At 37.9% G+C, this 17,947-nt stretch carries 13 protein-coding genes, 1 tRNA gene and 1 other RNA gene; 2 read left to right on the top strand and 13 right to left on the bottom strand.

Going from position 1 to position 17,947, the window contains the following annotated elements; genetic code table 11:
* Nucleotides 1-440: 440 nt before the first annotated feature.
* The 4 genes from recR to HMPREF2846_RS02055 form a co-directional block, all read right to left on the bottom strand.
* Nucleotides 441-1,037 carry a recombination mediator RecR gene (recR, locus tag HMPREF2846_RS02070; protein WP_002480399.1) on the bottom strand — a complete coding sequence of 199 codons (597 nt, stop codon included), beginning with the start codon at nt 1,035-1,037 and terminating at the stop codon, nt 441-443.
* 6 nt (nt 1,038-1,043) lie between these two features.
* Nucleotides 1,044-1,361 carry a YbaB/EbfC family nucleoid-associated protein gene (locus HMPREF2846_RS02065; RefSeq protein WP_002480398.1) on the bottom strand — a complete coding sequence of 106 codons (318 nt, stop codon included), beginning with the start codon at nt 1,359-1,361 and terminating at the stop codon, nt 1,044-1,046.
* Between the two features lie 210 nt (nt 1,362-1,571).
* Nucleotides 1,572-3,302: a DNA polymerase III subunit gamma/tau gene (gene dnaX / locus HMPREF2846_RS02060; protein WP_070625458.1), complete on the bottom strand. Its 1,731-nt coding sequence runs from the start codon at nt 3,300-3,302 to the stop codon at nt 1,572-1,574.
* A 68-nt stretch (nt 3,303-3,370) separates the two neighbouring features.
* On the bottom strand, nt 3,371-3,898 hold the full coding sequence (locus HMPREF2846_RS02055) for a GNAT family N-acetyltransferase (protein WP_002480396.1): 528 nt from the start codon (nt 3,896-3,898) through the stop codon (nt 3,371-3,373).
* Nucleotides 3,899-4,122: 224 nt separating this feature from the next.
* On the opposite strand from HMPREF2846_RS02055, the gene HMPREF2846_RS02050 reads away from it, so the two are divergent.
* Nucleotides 4,123-4,308 carry a hypothetical protein gene (locus tag HMPREF2846_RS02050; RefSeq protein ID WP_002480395.1) on the top strand — a complete coding sequence of 62 codons (186 nt, stop codon included), beginning with the start codon at nt 4,123-4,125 and terminating at the stop codon, nt 4,306-4,308.
* A gap of 48 nt (nt 4,309-4,356) precedes the next feature.
* On the opposite strand, the gene HMPREF2846_RS02045 is transcribed toward HMPREF2846_RS02050, so the two are convergent.
* A complete protein-coding gene (locus tag HMPREF2846_RS02045; protein ID WP_070625456.1) occupies nt 4,357-5,538 on the bottom strand; it encodes an MFS transporter in 1,182 nt (393 codons plus the stop codon).
* A 126-nt stretch (nt 5,539-5,664) separates the two neighbouring features.
* Between HMPREF2846_RS02045 and HMPREF2846_RS02040 the strand changes: the two genes are divergently transcribed.
* Nucleotides 5,665-6,573: a LysR family transcriptional regulator gene (locus HMPREF2846_RS02040; RefSeq protein WP_002480393.1), complete on the top strand. Its 909-nt coding sequence runs from the start codon at nt 5,665-5,667 to the stop codon at nt 6,571-6,573.
* A 95-nt stretch (nt 6,574-6,668) separates the two neighbouring features.
* Here HMPREF2846_RS02040 and ffs read toward each other — a convergent pair.
* The 8 genes from ffs to gltB all read right to left on the bottom strand — a co-directional run bounded on the left by ffs (nt 6,669) and on the right by gltB (nt 17,883).
* An RNA gene (gene ffs / locus HMPREF2846_RS02035) (signal recognition particle sRNA large type) lies at nt 6,669-6,936 on the bottom strand.
* 88 nt (nt 6,937-7,024) lie between these two features.
* Nucleotides 7,025-7,747: a trehalose operon repressor gene (treR, locus tag HMPREF2846_RS02030; RefSeq protein WP_371099727.1), complete on the bottom strand. Its 723-nt coding sequence runs from the start codon at nt 7,745-7,747 to the stop codon at nt 7,025-7,027.
* Nucleotides 7,748-7,789: 42 nt separating this feature from the next.
* Entirely contained in the window at nt 7,790-9,436 is a 1,647-nt protein-coding gene (gene treC / locus HMPREF2846_RS02025; protein ID WP_002480391.1) for an alpha,alpha-phosphotrehalase, read from the bottom strand.
* A 97-nt stretch (nt 9,437-9,533) separates the two neighbouring features.
* Nucleotides 9,534-10,961 carry a PTS system trehalose-specific EIIBC component gene (gene treP / locus HMPREF2846_RS02020; RefSeq protein ID WP_002480390.1) on the bottom strand — a complete coding sequence of 476 codons (1,428 nt, stop codon included), beginning with the start codon at nt 10,959-10,961 and terminating at the stop codon, nt 9,534-9,536.
* A gap of 138 nt (nt 10,962-11,099) precedes the next feature.
* Nucleotides 11,100-11,489, bottom strand: coding sequence for a VOC family protein (locus HMPREF2846_RS02015; protein ID WP_070625454.1), 390 nt, complete (start codon nt 11,487-11,489; stop codon nt 11,100-11,102).
* Nucleotides 11,490-11,667: 178 nt separating this feature from the next.
* A tRNA-Ser gene (locus HMPREF2846_RS02010) sits at nt 11,668-11,760 on the bottom strand.
* A 135-nt stretch (nt 11,761-11,895) separates the two neighbouring features.
* Nucleotides 11,896-13,368: a glutamate synthase subunit beta gene (locus HMPREF2846_RS02005; RefSeq protein ID WP_070625452.1), complete on the bottom strand. Its 1,473-nt coding sequence runs from the start codon at nt 13,366-13,368 to the stop codon at nt 11,896-11,898.
* Nucleotides 13,369-13,392: 24 nt separating this feature from the next.
* The gene (gene gltB / locus HMPREF2846_RS02000) at nt 13,393-17,883 is read right to left on the bottom strand and encodes a glutamate synthase large subunit (protein WP_070625450.1); all 4,491 of its coding nucleotides are present in this window, start codon (nt 17,881-17,883) and stop codon (nt 13,393-13,395) included.
* Between the last annotated feature and the right edge of the window lie 64 nt (nt 17,884-17,947).

Genomic DNA, 17,947 nt, shown 5'->3' with positions numbered 1-17,947 from the left:
TTGACATATTGTCATTCAGTTTTCAATGTTCATTCGGTTTATTTTTCCGACTCACAAGAATCAATTATACTCTCTTAAAACTTCAAAGTCAACACTTTTTTAAAAGTTTTTTTAAGAAGTTTTTTCTATGTGATTGTTGAAGTTATTTGTTTCGTTCGTTCAACAGGTATTAACTATACTAGCTTCTGCGTTTTTTTGCAACCCTTAAAACCCATCTTTTTTCGCTCTCAAACTACTCGATGACGCTATTTCCCGTACTTTTATTCTGACAAAACTTGTAATGTTCGTTAAATATCCCCTTACATTTCTATAACCCTTCACAATCTCTTAACATTCCTCACAAAAACCAAACTTTATTTTTTCTAAAAAAGTTTTAAAAAAGTGCAGAAGGGCATAATAAGAGGTTAAACCTCTAGTATTATGACACTTCTGCACTGATTTTACATCTCTGTTCTGCCAGCAATTGCGCGTGACAAAGTCACTTCATCTGCATATTCTAAGTCTCCGCCTACAGAAAGACCTTGCGCCAATCTTGTTACTTTAATACCGATTGGTTTCACAAGTCGAGAAATATACATTGCTGTCGATTCACCCTCTAAGTTAGGATTCATCGCAAGAATCAATTCTTTTACTTCTTCATCTTTTAATCGTTCTATTAATGAAGGAATATTAATATCCTCCGGCCCGATACCATCCATTGGAGAGATTGCACCATGCAATACATGATATAACCCTTTATACTCCCTCATTTTTTCCATTGCAATAACATCCTTGTCGTCTTCAACCACACAAATGACAGAACGATCTCTCTGTTTATCTTGGCAAATATAACAAGGGTCTTCTTCAGTAATATGACCACATGTACTGCAATATGTTAATTCACGTTTGACATCTACAAGCGCTTTTGCAAATTGAACGACGTCATCTTCTTTCATATCTAAGACATGAAATGCCAGACGTTGTGCCGTTTTCGGCCCAATGCCTGGCAATTTCATGAAACTATCAATAAGTTTTGAAATTGGTTCTGGATAATGCATGGCTTATCACATTCCAGGAATGTTCAAGCCTTTAGTGTGTTTGCCTAAGCGTTCTGATGTTAATTCATCTGCTTTATTCATCGCTTCATTTGTAGCAGCTAACACTAAATCTTGAAGCATTTCAACATCATCTGGGTCGACTGCTTCTTCATTGATTTCAACATCCACGACTTCTTTATGACCTGTTACAGTTACAGTCACCATACCGCCGCCTGCTGTACCTTTAACTCTTTCGTCTTTTAATTTTTCTTGCTCTTCAGCCATTTTCTTTTGCATTTTCTGCATTTGTTTCATCATTTGTTGCATATTTCCGCCACCGCGCATAATATAGTTCCTCCTTAGATTCTAGCTTTATTATTCAACATAAGTCTAAGATACAAGAGTTCAATCGTATTCAATCGATTTTTTTTACTTATAATGGAAGAAACCCATTATTTACTCTCCTACCTCTTCTATTGATATGCAAATTATAACACAAAGCACACAGGTCTTTCGACAATGATGGTATCTGAAAGGCTGTGTGCTGTATTTACTTTATTCTTCATCCATGACATGAACAGTGTCTTCACCAAACATGTCTTTGGCTTTTTGAACAATATCATCTTGAGGTGCTTCTTGTTTCGTTTCTGTTTGGTTTGCTTGTTGATTACGTTTTCGATTTTGAAGATATTCAGAGCGTACTTGCATCCATTGGTCTGCAGGTACACCGACAACTGCAACATCTTTGTTGATAATACTGCGTACAACTTCTTCTAAGTTTTTACGTTTCTCATCATCGTCATTTACGATTTCACAATGAATCTCTGCTTCAAATTGAACCAAGACGCTTTTTTCACTCGCTGCGACTGGAATAGAGTTTTGCAATAAACTCACCAACGCTTTTTGATTGTGATTTTTCGCATGATCAATTACTTCTTGCCAATGCTCTTTTAATAATTGAATATCTTCTTTATTCGCATTATCTAGTACCTTCGCAATTTGCGTCATAGAGTAACTATTCTTACTCTTACGACGCCCTCTAGGGGCTGTATGTTGCTTAGGTGGTGTGTTCACTTGTGGAACACCTTGTTGTTTTAAAGCGTGCAATTCTTGCTCAAGGTGTTCTAAACGTTGTAATAAAGCACTATTAACATCATTGGCACCTGCTGTTTGCGTTGCTTGCGGTTGATTCATTGAAGTTTGAGGCTCTGATGTTTTAGAAGCTCCACCCGCTTTAATCAATTCCGCCAATTTAACTAATAATACTTCAAAGTGTACGTTTTGATTTACACTAAAACGCACAGATACTAATGTATCATTAATTAAATCAATCATTTTATATAAGGTATCAAAGTCAAAGCCCATCAAAGCATCATATTCTGTTTGATTTTGGGCTGTTTTATTCATAATCGTATCACGTACAAAGTAAATCAGATCATTAATTAAACGATTGACTTCCTTACCGTCTTCTATAAATTGATGATAGCGTGCAAAAGCTGCTTTCACTTCTCCATTTGCGACATCATTTAATAAAGCATTCAGAGAAGCTTCATCTACACTACCAGTTACATTCAACGCATCTTGCAATGTTAAGTGTTCATCACCGAATGCAATCGCTTGGTCCATGATACTCAATGCATCACGCATACCGCCTTCTGAAGCTTTCGCAATAAACGCAATCACTTCTTCATCGAATTCAATATGTTGAGATTCCGCAACATAACGCAAACGATCAATAATTTGATCTAAACTGATAGCTTTGAAATCAAAGCGTTGCGCCCGTGAAATAATAGTAGGCGGAATTTTATGCGGTTCCGTTGTCGCCAGAATAAAAATAGCATGTGCTGGCGGTTCTTCTAACGTTTTTAACAACGCATTAAATGCACCCGTTGTCAGCATATGCACTTCATCGATAATATAGACTTTATATTTTGATTGTGATGGTGCGTATTTCACTTTATCTCGTATGTTTCTGATTTCATCGACACCATTATTACTTGCTGCGTCAATTTCAATGACATCTGAATTAGAGCCTTGCGTAATACTCTTACAAATGTCGCATTCATTACAGGGTTCTCCGTCAACGCTGTTAGGACAGTTGATTGCTTTCGCAAATACTTTCGCAATACTCGTTTTCCCAGTCCCTCTAGGACCACTGAAAATATAAGCATGCGATTGTTTACCTTTAGCAATCGCGTTACGGAGCGTCTTAGTTACATGCTCTTGTCCAACCACATCACTGAAACTTTGTGGTCGATACATTCTATATAAAGCTTGATAATTCACTTTCGCACCTCCGAATACAAATCATCATTATTATAGCACGCAGACAGGATGCAATGCGATGATAGAAATCAAACTTCATTTTCAAAGATTAACTGTCCTTGTGGATGCGCATCTAAAGTATCCCACAATAGATAAACACTATATTGATCTATATCTTCGCCCTCTGGAACTTCTACACTGAAATTACTTAAAGGGATAAAACCGAGCGATCTAAAATAATCTGGTTCACCCTCTACAATAATTTCATTATAGCCAGCCTCTTTTGCTCGGCTTTCTACTGCTTCTACCAAAGCCTTGCCGATTCCATATTCTCTATAATCCTCTTTCACAGATAATGAACGTATCATTAAAGGGCGCTGTATATCTTCTTCATTTCGAATCAACTCTTGCATCATCAAAATATGACCGACGATTTCATTATCATCAGTACGCGCAATCATTTCAAAATCATGATTATAGTTAGGCAAGCGTCTTAATTCACGCAAACTATCTTCGTAATATTCCCCTTCGAAGAGCCCTTCACTATCTTTTTTGTCTTTTAAGTGTGCAATCACTGGATAATCGTTTTCTGTTACTGTACCTAGAAATATCTGCATACGTTCCCCTCCGTTATTCAGTAAAAAGTATTAAGTACATTATAACGTAACTTACTTTTTTCTCTTATTAATATGGGTTTATGCATTTTCGACAATCGCTAAAAAACCATTACGCTCCTTTTTTGAAGAAATTATATAATATTTGTAAAATTAATGTAAATTATGTGATAAGATATGAGTTAACTAAGTCAGCATTGTCAAAATCCATTAAGGGGGCGACACACATGGTAATGAAAAATAAAGCTTATACCCTTTTAGGCATCGTGTTTATTGTATTGTGTCTAGCCAATTTTGTTGTTTTGTATAATATATGGGCAGTTCTGCCAGGCTTGATTTGTGGCATCGTCTTTTTACGCTATGGTATTCAATTCAAAAGCGCAGAAGAAATTTTAAAAGAAAAAACACTTTGAACTAAGAACAATGCGGTATACCTCTTTACAGGTACACCGCATTTTTGATTAATATTCCATTGTTTTATGTTTACGACCATGCATGAAATAATAAAGCGCAATTACACCAACTAGTAATAATGCCATTAACATATAAAGGTTTCGATAGCCTACACTACCAATTAAAATGCCGAGTAACGTTGGACCAGCACCAGCACCTAAATCCGCAAAGATATAGAATGTTGAAGTCGCAAGTCCAATCTTTTCAGGTGGTGAGGCTTGAATCGCAATCGTTTGGAAAGATGGAATTAATGTACCATAACCAATACCGATGAATATAGCTGAGAATAATAACATCCAGCTGCTATGCGTCACACTTAATAACACTAAGCCAATGACGAATAGTACTAACACAGGATAAACAACTTTATTCGCACCATAATTATCGAACACTTTACCTGTAATCGGTCTGACAACGAACGTACTAAATGCGTAAACCACAAAGAAGAAACTTGCGGCAGCCGCTAAACCAATGTGACTGGCATACGAATCTAAGAATGCGAGTACGCTTGAATATGCAATCCCTACAAAGACAATGACAATAGAAATCGGTATGGCCTGTTTTTGTAGAAATTGGCCGATGCCTTTAGCTGAATTCACTTCTTTATTCTCTGCATCTACCATAGGTTGTCTAATATTAGAGATAAAGAGTGATAAAACTCCAGCAAGTAAGATACAGATTAAACATACAATGAAGTTACTTTCAAAACTGAAGCGTTGGTTGATTAAAATACCTAAGAAAGGACCAATCGCTGAAGCTACTGTTGTACTTAGTGCGTAATAGCCGATACCTTCACCTTTTCGATCTTCTGGCACAATCGTAGATGAATACGTTCCTGTTGTTGTAGAAGCCATCCCAAATGCGATACCATGGATTAAACGAACAATGATTAAAATAAATAAGCTATGAATAAGGAAATACAACGCTATGGCCACAAATGAAAAGACCAAACTTGCTAAAAGTGTCTTTTTCAAATTAAGCTGATCAATATATTTCCCAGTAAATAAACGCCCGAATAACATTCCAATAATAAAGATACCAGCAGCTAAGCCACCCATACCTTCTCCCGCATGGAAAGTATCTATTGTAAAAGAAGTTACAGTTACGATTAAGGCGTAATGAATGATATACATTAAGAAGTTAATCAATGTAATAAATATAAAATCTTTCGTCCACAAATGACGATACATATTTGTACACTCCCTCTATACGTCACAAATTTTTCAATGAAACTATTATAATCATAAATAACACTAATGTATAATGGAATTTATTAATGTTTTCATAAGCAGAACTAATGAATAAGAGGTATAGTTATGAATTTCACACAGTTATATTATGTTAAAACAATCACTGAAACAGGTTCAATTACAAAAGCAGCAACCTTATTACATATCACGCAATCCGCGTTAAGTCAGTCTATCTCTCATTTAGAAGACGAGTTAAATTTAAAGCTGTTTCAACGTCAAAAAAGCGGTACGACTTTAACACCGCAAGGCAAAGAAATATATCCCTTCATCTTAGATCTGTTAGAACAAGAATCCACACTTTACGAGAAAATTGAAACTTTGAATTCAGAAATGAAAGGGACCCTTTCAATTGCTACAGTTCCAAGTTTATTTATGACTATCGTCCCAAGTGTAATGTCTACATTTAAAAGAGACAACCCCAATATTGATGTACAAATTACTGAAGCTGAAAATGATGAAGTTCAACGTTTAGTTGTCAGTGGAGAAGCTGACATCGGTTTATATACTATCTTAAAAGAAGAAGACTTAGACGTACGTGGTGCACGTTATGCGCCATTATTCTCTAGCGGTTTTACCGCTATTGTCCCAAGTGACTCTAAACTTGCTTACTATAAACAACTTTCACTAGAAGATATCAAAGGCTTCCCATTCATTCTATATGATCGCAACTTCTATAAAAAGAACATCCAAAATTTCGAAGAAAAGAATGGTTCAATCAACCTATTATTTTCCACTGAAAACGTCGGTGTATTATTCAATTCTGTTGCGGAAGGCTTAGGTATCAGTATTCTGTCGGATTTAATGGTAGAAAGCACGCCTTATTATCAACGTGATATGATTACTACAGTTTCTGTAGGTGCACCATTTAATCAAATGATAGAATATGGAGTCCTTTATATGGAAGATTCCGAGAAACAAAAACAGATTTCAGAGTTCACGAAGTATTTAGTTAAAGCTGCCCATGACAACCATTAAATAATCCAAATTAAAAAGTGCTTTCATAAGATAAGTTTCAACCTACCTTATGAAAGCACTTCTTTATATATTGGTTCATTATAGACATAAAAAAACCGCGCAACTTTGCTTTGAATGTGTATCATGAACGTTACCAAAGTCGACAGCTAAATCTCGGCTACCCTACGGCACATATGATAATCCACTTAATGCTGCTTCCGTCAGGACCTGACATGATTCATGGGTTCATATTGCATAGGACCGAAATCTTCAAACACCTCGTGCTTTGGGCAGACTTCACAAGTACACACCCTAGGCAAAGTATTCAGTCTCGCATAAGCGGATTTCGAGAATAGGGAACCGCTACCTCCCCACCTAGCACGGCAAGTTATATCTTACTATATATTAAGCAGGTAATGCAAGTATTAATGATTTGTAAATCTTCCTCTTAATAAGTGCTTCATTTTCTTCCTTATCTTCTTGAGAAATCCACAAATCTGAATTCAGTCGCAATATGTTTTGCGATATTGTATTGGAATTTCGTTGTATCTTTTAAATGCACGACACCTCTGACGGTGGCAGTGTAAGGTGGATTTACTTGTCCGAAAGCTTCATATTCCGCTTTTCCAAACGCCTCAAACGTAATGGCCTTACTAGAATAACTAATCTCTTGTTTAAGTTGTTGCTCAATATATTCATAAAGCGAATTCTTCACAATCGTTTCTGTTAAACCTGGAACGACAGCTTCCACCAAGTAATCTTCATCTATAATTTTGACTCTGCCATCCATTTTACGATAACGCACAAGATGCCACAACACGGCATTGTTAGTTAAATCTAGTGCTTCTTGGACAGCAGGAACTTCTTGTGCTCGTACAGTTTCTAATAATTTCACTTCTGTTTCTAAAGCAATCCCTAAATTTTGTTGGACCTCTTTGAAACTTGTCAGCTTAGAAAACGGAAATTCTTTAACACCTTGGTAAATCACAATTGAGCCTTTGCCTCTGATTTTTTGAATCATACCTTCACTGACCAATAAATTCAGTGCACGACGTACTGTTTCACGAGAAGCGTGATACATTGTGACCAAATCATGTTCAGAAGGCAGTTGTGCCCCATATTCCAACTTTTCATTTACAATTTGCGTTCTTAAATCATCATAAATCTTGGTGAATTTCTTCGGTTTCGTCATCATCGTTCTCACTCTATCCTTCATTCGTCTTAATCGTTATAGTGCCTAGTTATCCTCTTGTGCAATGACAATCGCACCATAACCTTCAATTTCTCCATCTACAATCGTACCGCGCTCTAAAACAACCTCTCCTGTTGTTTCAAGATCTTCTGGTAATAAAGCCGCTTCTTTACTAAAGTTTGCGATTACCAACCATTGTTGATTTTGATACGTACGACGATAAATCATTAATTGCTTATCATCCATATATAATGGCGTTATATCTCCATACGTTATAATATCATGTTCATGACGTAAGCGGATTAATTCACGGTATGTTTGTAAAACAGAATGTTCATTTTCAATTTCATCTTCAACATTAATATAACGTGCGTTGTCTGGAATATCAATCCAAGGTGTACCACTTGTAAAGCCAGCATTTTCAGCCGGTGTCCACTGCATAGGTGTACGTGAATTATCACGAGATTTTTGCGCAAGAATCTGCATAATACGTGCTTCTTCTACACCTTGTTCTTTTAAATTACGGTACGCGTTCAACGATTCAACATCGCGATATTGATCAATACTTGTGAAATGCGGATTAGTCATTCCGATTTCTTCACCTTGATAAATATAAGGTGTCCCTTGCAGCATATGCAGTGCTACAGCTAACATTTTCGCACTCTTTTGACGTAATTCCTCTGTTGAATCATCTCCAAAACGAGAAACAACACGGGGCTGATCGTGATTGCACCAGAAGATTGCGTTCCAACCGCCGCCTTCATGAATACCCACTTGCCATTCCATCAAAATGCGTTTAAGTGCTAAGAAATCATAATCTGCATACGTCCATTTTTCACCATTCTCATAATCTACTTTTAAATGATGGAAGTTAAACACACTATTTAATTCTTCACGCTCTGGTTTCGTATACTTAATACAATTTTCAATCGTAGTTGAAGACATTTCTCCGACTGTCATTAAGTCTTTGCCTCCGAATGTTTCTCGATTCATTTCATGAATGAATTCATGTACACGTGGACCATCTGTATAGAACTCTTTCCCAATCGCTTCAGAATCTTTGAATTCATCTTTGGAAATTAAATTGATAACGTCAAAGCGGAAACCATCTACACCGAAATCAATCCAATAATTGATCATGTCGTATAATGCTGCTCTCACTTCAGGATTTTCCCAGTTCAAGTCTGCTTGCGTCACGTCAAAAAGATGTAAGTAATATTCATCGGTTTTTTCATCATACTTCCATGCATTACCCCCAAATTTTGACTCCCAGTTTGTCGGAGGCGTACCTTCTTTTGCGGGCTTACGGAAGAAGTAATAATCACGATATGGATTTTCTTTTGATGAAATCGCTGATTTAAACCACTCATGTTCTGTTGACGTGTGATTGATGACGATATCCATCATCACTTTTAAATTATGCGCATGCGCTTCATCTAGTAAACGTCTTAATTCTTCTTTCGTTCCGAAGTCTTCATTAATATTATAGTAATCACTGATATCATAACCATTGTCATTCATCGGTGATTGATACACTGGTGTTAACCAAAGGTAATCGACACCTAAATACTCTAGATAATCCATCTTTTCAATAATCCCGTTTAAATCTCCTACACCATTTCCTGTCGTGTCATTAAATGATTTTGGATAAATTTGATAAACAACAGACTTTCTCCAATCGTTATGTTTCATAGTATGATCACCTTTTCCTCTCTCTTTATAAAAAAACAGAACACCTTTTATATGATGTTCTGTTTTTTAAACGTACGTTTTATATATCTATAATAACTTAATCTACCATTTCTTTTGCTTTTGTTTTCGCAAATTTTGAGAAGATGACTGTTAGAATGGCTGGTACAATCACCGCAATAACTGTACAAATCGCATAGACTACCCAATATTCTTTTTGGATAGAAATGATTGCAGGTACACCGCCGACACCAACGTTACCTAATACTTTGCTGGCACCGATGAAAGCACCGAGCACACCTGATGTTAAAATTGCCGCAACAAATGGATATTTTAATGGAATGTTTACCCCGAACATTGCAGGTTCTGTAACACCTAGTAAACCAGACACACTTGATGTAATCGCTAAACCTTGTTCTTTTACCATCTTACGACGTTTGTAGACGTACCAAGCACCAAGCGCTGCTGAACCTTGACAGATATTTGAAATCGCAAGAATCGGCCATAAGTATGTCCCTTTTAATGAGCTGCCCATTAATTGGAAGTCCACAGCTAAGAACATGTGGTGTAAACCTGTAATTACAAGCGGTGCGTAGAATAAACCGTAAATCGCGCCGCCTAACCAACCTGCGCGGTTGAATAAGAAAGTAACGACATCTGTAATACCTGTACCAATCCATAAAGCAATCGGTCCAATAACTAAGAATGCAAGGAACCCTGTTACTAATAATGCGATAGGGCCTACAACTAACATCTTAATTGAGTCATGAACGACTTTGTTTAAGCCTTTTTCAATTTGTGCTAAAACATAAGAAGCTAATAATACGGGTAATACTTGTCCTTGATAGTTTAACTGTTTTACATCTAATCCGAAGATATGCCAAACAGGAATCTTAGATCCTTCATTTAAAGCATATTGCGATACCAATTGCGGATGCATTAAGACAAGTCCTAATACTAAACCAAGTACTGGGTTACCACCGAATACACGCATACTACTCCAACCAATCAACGCTGGCAAGAAGATAAAAGCGGTTGTCGCAATCACGTTCACAATGTCTGCGAAGTCATGAATTTGCGGGAATTGTTTCACTAATGGTTGCGGACCGAATAAGTCCTCCATTGTTAAAAGGTTATAAATCCCCATTAATAAACCGGCAGTTACGATAGCTGGTAAGATTGGGATGAAGATATCCCCTAATAATTTTACGAGTCTCTGCAACGGATTACCTTTTTTCGCAGCCGCTGCTTTTACTTCATCTTTAGAAGCTCCTTCTTTACCGACTTCATTCATAAAACGTTTATATACTTCATCGACTGTCCCTGGGCCAATGACAATTTGATATTGATTATCCGCTTTAAATTGTCCTTTAACGAGCGGATTCTCGCTTAATTCATCCTTATTTACTTTATCATCATCTTTTAATACTAAACGTAATCTCGTGACACAGTGCGTCGCTGTCTCTAAGTTTTCAGCTCCCCCGATTGCTTCCACAATCTGTTTAACATCTTTATCTTTTACAGCCATCTGACTCACTCCCTTTATTTTATCTTTGAATCTATTGTACTTGTCTAGACAAGTTATGTAAAGGCTTTCATCAGAAATATTTTTAAAAAAGCGATAATCCTACAAAAAGATTACCGCTTCTTCGCTAAAACACCATCACTATGGACGCTCTATAATTTGAATTAAATTACCGCAAGTATCATCAAACACCGCAAACTTTACACCATTTCCCATATCCATAGGTGCCATGGTGAACCCTACACCTTGTTCTTTTAAATTTTGATAAGTTGCTTGTACATCCTCTACATCAAACATCGTGCAAGGAATCCCTTCTTGCTTCAGACCATCTTGATAAGCCTTTGCGACAGGATGTTGATTAGGTTCTAATAATAATTCAGTGCCTTCAGGATTCTCTGATGATACAACTGTCAGCCATCTGTATTCTCCCGCAGGTTCGTCTGCATGTTTTTGAAATCCTAATACTTCAGTATAAAATTTTAATGCATGGTCTTGATCTTCCACAAAAACACTTGAAACTTTATTTTCCATATGAGTGTACCTCCGTTGTTTCGTCACTCTTTCATTCCTTAATTTTGCACAATTTAAACCTATAGTTGAACCAAACCCTATAACGTTGAAGTTATAACAGAAACTAAAAAGGCAATCATTCAACGTAACAGTTGAGTGATTGCCTTTTTATATCTATTAGTCTTGGATTTAAAAATAATGGCGGAGGAAGAGGGATTCGAACCCCCGCGAGCCGTTAAGCCCCTGTCGGTTTTCAAGACCGATCCCTTCAGCCGGACTTGGGTATTCCTCCAAAATAAGCACAAGAACTATTATATGATATTTATAAAAAGAAGTCAACATTGCTTAAAAAATTAATGTTAAGTTTTGTGAGAATGACGCAAAATTAAAACACACAGCCATTTGATTATAGCTGTGTGTTGTATTATTAACTGAATACAGTTTGTTTTTGTAGATATTTGTGTACAGCTTTCGCAACACCGCGTCCTTCTTTAATCGCCCAAACGACTAAACTTTGACCACGTCTCGCGTCACCTGCCGCAAAGATATGCGGTTGACTTGTCGCATAATCTTTATCATTCGCAACGATACTGTTACGTTCTGTTTTTAAGTTAAAGTCATTCGGTACGGTATTTTCAGTACCGATAAAGCCAATTGCTAACAAGACTAAGTCAGCTGGCCAATGACGTAAAGTATCATTCATTTCTGTTGAACCATCTGGTAGTTGTCGCAATGTTTGTGTATACACACCACGTACATTACCAAGTTTATCAACGTCGTAACGCATAGAGTTTTCACCATATGCACGTGGTTCAAAACCGAATTTTTCTTCGTATTCACTATGCGCATAATCCATTTTAAAGACTGGCATAGACATCGGCCAATATGGATTACCTTCTATTTCATAACGCTCTGGTAATCTTGTGAACTGGTTGAACTGTACAATAGATTTACAGTTTTCACGTAAAGCTGTTGCGACACAGTCGGCACCTGTATCACCGGCACCGATTACAATCACATTTTTACCTTCTGCGCTGATTGTCGCATCTTCTGGTTTCAATTCACCATTTAAGATCTGTGTTTGTTCTGTTAAATAATCTAAGGCAAAATGGATACCTTGTCCCATACGGCCTTCAAGCGGTAAATCTCTCGCTTGATGTGATCCAGTACAAACGATAATCGCATCAAATTGTTCATCTAACGTTTCCCGGGAAATATCGACACCAACTTCAGTATCAGTGACAAATTTCACACCCGCTTCTTCCATCAAATGAACTCTGCGACGAACAACTGCTTTATCCAATTTCATATTTGGAATACCGTACATTAATAAGCCGCCTGGTTCATGTGTACGTTCATAAACTGTCACATCATACCCCTTCGCATTTAATTCATCCGCAGCTGTTAAACCAGCAGGTCCACTTCCGACAATCGCAACGGATTGTCCTAAGCGTTTCTCTGGTACGCGCGGTTGTACCCATCCATTTTCAAATGCTTCATCAATAATCGTTCTCTCAATCCCCTTGATTGCGATCGACTCTCGATTAATTTTCATCACACACGCTTGTTCACAAGGTGCTGGACAGACACGTCCTGTAAAGTCAGGGAAGTTATTAGTTTCAGAGAGACGTTCATAAGCCTCTCTGAAATCACCGTGATAAACTAAATCGTTCCATTCTGGAATATAGTTACCGATTGGACAACCGATTGTTTGTCGTCCTAAACTTTGACCTGTTTGACAAAACGGTGTACCACAATCCATACAACGCGCACCTTGACGCTGTGCATCTTCTTTAGTGAAACGCTGCTGGAATTGAAGATGGTTCGTTAAACGCTCTGCTAACGAAAGTTCCGGCAGTGCTTGTTTGTCATATTTCATAAAACCTTTGAATTCACCCATATCTAAACACTCCTTCTTATTTCGTTAATAAACAACTGAGAATGGTCCTTCTAAGTCTGTTGCTTTACGTGTATCGTAGAAGGCATTCAAAATTGCTGCTTTAGAATTGTCTGCTTTACGTTCTTGATCTTCAATTTTATGCATCATTAATTTGTAGTCTTTTGGAATAACTTTGACAACTTTTTGAGCCACATGATCAAAATCAGCTAATACTGCTTTGGCTTTTTTGCTGTCTGTGTATTGAACATGTTCTTCTAACATGTCTTTAATAATTGAAAATTCTTCTGGTTCAGTAATGGTATCGAAATCAAGTGTTGGCAATGCATTGTACGATTTGAAGTGTTCCACATCATCAGGGAAGATGTAAGCGACACCGCCACTCATACCTTGACCGAAGTTGTCACCGACATTACCTAATACGATGACACGACCGCCAGTCATATACTCTAAACCATGATTTCCGATACCTTCTACAACTGCATGAACACCACTGTTTCTGATACAGAAACGCTCACCGGCATAACCGTTAATAAAGGCTTTACCGCTTGTAGCGCCATAGAAGCATACATTACCGACAATAATATTTTCTTCACGTTCTTCATTTGGCGCATTAATGATAATCTTACCTCCGGATAAACCTTTACCAACATAGTCATTGGCATCACCTGTATGATGAATTGTTAATCCTGAAGGTGTAAATGCACCGACACTTTGGCCTGCATGGCCTGTAGTTTCAACATAGATTGTATCTTCGGGTAAACCTTCCGCTCCATGTGCGCGAGTAATCAAGCTGCCGGCAGTTACGCCTACATCACGTTGCTCATTGCACAACTTATATGTCCCTCTAAATAAAGTACCGTCTTGAATTGCTGCTTCAGCATCCGGAATCAATTCTGTTTGATCGAAACCTTTTTCTAAGTGATGCTGTTGCTCAATTTGTTTGAATGTCGGTCCTTCATTTTGATAAAGCAACGGTGCCACATCAAGTGAACGTGCTTTTTCATTAGCTACCGAATGATTTGCTTCTAATAAATCAGTTCGGCCAATCAATTCTTCAACAGAACGTAAACCAAGTTCAGCGAGTACTTCACGTAATTCTTGTGCAATAAAGTGCATAAAGTTAACAACGTGATGTGCACGACCGTTAAAGAGTTGACGTAAATCTTCGTTTTGTGTAGCCACGCCGACAGGACATGTATCTTTATGGCACACACGCATCATGACACAACCTAAAACAACTAACGGTGCTGTCGCAAAACCAAACTCTTCAGCACCCAATGCACAAGCATAAGCTACGTCATGTCCAGTTAATAACTTACCGTCTGTTTCTAAACGGATACGTGAACGTAAATCATTCATCATTAATGTTTGATGCGTTTCTGCTAGACCGATTTCCCAAGGCAATCCAGCATGTTGAATACTTGTTTTAGGTGAAGCACCTGTACCGCCGTCATAACCGCTGATGACGATTTTGTCAGCAAAGGCTTTGGCAACACCTGCCGCAATTGTACCGACACCACTCTTAGATACTAATTTCACAGCGATATTCGCTTGAGGGTTCGCATTCTTCAAGTCATGAATCAATTGCGCTAAGTCTTCAATTGAGTAAATATCATGATGAGGTGGTGGTGAAATCAAGCCGATACCTGGCGTTGAACCACGTACTTCAGCAATCCAAGGATAAACTTTCGTACCTGGCAACTGTCCGCCTTCCCCTGGTTTAGCACCTTGTGCGACTTTAATTTGAATTTCAGTCGCATGTTGTAAATAATCACTTGTTACACCGAAACGACCTGATGCAACTTGTTTAATTGTACTTGTATAATCTTCACCTTCTGGACCTTTCACATAACGTTCAGGGTCCTCTCCACCTTCACCGCTGTTACTCTTACCGCCAATTAAGTTCATCGCTTCCGCTAAAGTTTTATGTGCTTCGGCAGAAATTGAACCATAACTCATAGCACCTGTATTGAATCGGTGCACAATATCTTCAATCGGTTCAACCGCATCAATACTGATCGGTGTACGTGATTTGAATTTCATTAAATGACGAATACGATCAGTACGTTGGTGATTCACTGTTTTTGAATACTCTTTGAACATGTCATAGTCATTTTCACGACATGCATGTTGCAGCAACCTAATGGTAGTTGGGTTGAAAGCGTGATATTGACCTTGTTGACGCCATTGGAACGTACTGCCTGATTCAAGATGTTCTTCTTTAAGACCTTGACGTTTTTTATTTTCTTCATCAATCAAATCAATCGTTAAACCAGATAACTTAGATTGAGTACCTGTGAAGTATTTATCGATGACATCATGTGATAAACCGACTGCTTCAAAGATTTGTGCACCTTGATAACTTTGAACCGTTGAAATACCCATTTTAGACATGACTTTAATAACCCCTTCAGCTAACACGTCTGTATAAGTTTTTACTTGTACTTCAACAGGTCCGGATAATTCACCTTGTTCTACCAATGACGCAATTGTTTCTTGTGCTAAATAAGGTACAACTGCGTTAGCACCATAACCTAATAAACAAGCGACATGGTGGACTTCGCGGATTTCTCCACCTTTCGCAACTAAACTTGTTTCTTGGCGTAAATCTTCAGTAATCAACGCCTGATGCAAGTAGCTGACTGCAAGTAAAATCGGAATCGCGTAGCCAGGTTCATCACGTAAACTGCTGTCATCTAAGACTAAAATGTCATAACCCGCTTTAACCGCTTCAACCGCTTTCTCTCTCAACACTTCTAGCGCATCTTCTAAGCTGCCGCTATATACTGTAGATAAATGTTTCGCACGGAATGGTCCGTTCTCTGCTACTTTTAATTGCGCTTCTGTTAAAACAGGATGTTTCAATTGAAGACGATTCAACGCATCTGTATCAGGTACAAGCAAGTTACCTTCTTTACCTAAGTATGACAATTCACTTGTTACGATTTTTTCACGATACGCATCAATTGGCGGATTCGTAACTTGTGCGAATAATTGTTTGAAGTAATTGAATAATGATTCAGGACGTTCATTCAATACCGCAAGTGGAGCATCATAACCCATCGCACCGATTGGATCTTTCTTACCACGTACTAATTCAGCCATATATTTATGAATTTCTTCACGTGTATAACCGAATTGTTTTTGTAAACATTCAACCGTTTCAAAATCCCAACCTTTTGATTCAAACGGCACTTCCAAATCTAAATCGACTTTATGTTTTTTCAACCATGTTTCATAAGGTAACTCACTTGCGATTTCTGCTTTCAACATATGGTTATGTACCACTTCGTGTTTATCAAAATCAACAAGTAATAAACGACCAGGATTCAAGCGACCTTTAAACGCAACATCTTCTTCCTCTACATCGATTACACCGACTTCAGAAGAGAAGATAATATAGTTGTCTTTCGTAACCGTATAACGTCCTGGACGTAAACCGTTACGGTCAGTCAAAGCACCGATTTTGTCACCATTACAGAAAGCAATCATCGTTGGGCCATCCCATGGTTCCATCATATAACTGTAGTACTCATAAAAAGCACGGACAGCACTTTGGTTAGCTTTGCTGTATTGCCATGGTTCAGGCACTAATAACATCGCAGCTTTCTCAGGTTCCATCGCAAGCGATAAAAACTCAAGCGCATTGTCGACAATTGCAGAGTCACTGCCGTCTACATCTAATACAGCATGTACTTTTGGTCGATCATTTTCATCAAAAATGGTTTCAACTAAACGTTTCTGACGTGCACGCATCCAGTTGACATTGCCTCGAATCGTATTGATTTCACCATTATGCATCAACAAACGGTTAGGATGGGCACGTTTCCAACTAGGAAATGTATTCGTACTGAAACGAGAGTGTACTAAACCTAATTTAGATTCATAATCAGGATGATTTAAATCTTCATATAATCCTTTAATTTGGTCAGAACGTAACCAACCTTTATATACAATTGTTTTCGGAGATAAACTTGTGAAGTATAGTTCCAACTCTTGTTCATCACCGTAAAATTCAATTTGTTTACGTGCGAGATATAAGCGTTTCGCCGCATCTGCACTATGATTTAAATCGATAAAGACCTGTTGAATGACCGGCATTGTTTCAGCAACATGTGGTGCAACAGCTGAAACATCCACAGGCACATCGCGATACCCGATCACGCGAAGACCTTCAGTTTCAAAATAGGCTTTAAAGATTGTTTCGTGTCTTGAACCTGCAATGCGTTCATTAGCGAAAAAGAAACCGACAGCGTAGTTACCTTCTTCAGGTAAGTCTAAGTCTGTCTGTTCTTTGAAAAATTTAAATGGAATTTCAGTCATAATTCCTGCTCCATCACCAGTCATCCCGTCAGCACCGATTCCCCCACGGTGATCCAAACGGCGCAGCATTTCTAGTGACTTAATGACAATATCATGCGATCGTAAATTGTCCATGTTTGCATAAAATCCTATGCCGCAAGCATCATGTTCGTTTCTTGCATCGTACAAACCTTGATTCTGCTCATTTACCATGCTTGCTCCTCCTTTAAATATGCGTTGTATGAATTTTCAGATTATTATCGATAACTATTATAAT

This window comes from Staphylococcus sp. HMSC056G08 (assembly GCF_001812305.1).
GTDB classification, from domain to species: domain Bacteria; phylum Bacillota; class Bacilli; order Staphylococcales; family Staphylococcaceae; genus Staphylococcus; species Staphylococcus simulans.
This window is presented reverse-complemented; position numbering and strand designations above follow the sequence as displayed.